This window comes from Pseudaminobacter soli (ex Li et al. 2025) (genome assembly GCF_003012705.1).
GTDB classification, from domain to species: domain Bacteria; phylum Pseudomonadota; class Alphaproteobacteria; order Rhizobiales; family Rhizobiaceae; genus Pseudaminobacter; species Pseudaminobacter soli.
The window spans coordinates 1-460 of sequence record NZ_PXYL01000075.1; the positions used below are offsets into that span (position 1 = coordinate 1).

The window sequence follows — 460 nt, forward strand, 5'->3', positions numbered from 1 at the left end:
GCGACCAGCTTGACGCCCTCGCCGACCTGGGTGGTCGAGGCCGAGATCAGGTTCTTGATCTCGCGCGCCGCTTCCGCCGAGCGCTGCGCCAAGGCGCGGACCTCGGAGGCGACGACGGCGAAGCCGCGGCCGGCGTCTCCGGCCCGTGCCGCCTCGACGCCGGCGTTGAGCGCCAGAAGGTTGGTCTGGAAGGCGATCTCGTCGATGACGCCGATGATGCGGCCGATCTGGTCGGACGACTTCTCGATCGTGCCCATCGCCGCGATCGCCTGGCGCACCACCGCGCCGCTCGCCTCGGCGTCGCCCTTGGCCTCGGAGACGACGTCGCGGGCGTGGCTGGCGCCCTCGGCGGTCTTCTTCACCGTGGCGGTGATCTGGTCGAGCGCGGCCGCGGTCTCCTCGAGGCTTGCCGCCTGCTGCTCGGTGCGCCGCGACAGATCGTCGGCGGCGGTCGAGATCT

Annotated in this window: 1 protein-coding gene; it reads right to left on the minus strand. The window is 72.2% G+C overall.

Annotation, left to right across the window (positions count from 1 at the left end):
• A partial coding sequence (locus C7I85_RS31315) for a methyl-accepting chemotaxis protein (RefSeq protein WP_245445175.1) occupies nt 1–460 on the minus strand: 460 nt, incomplete at both ends.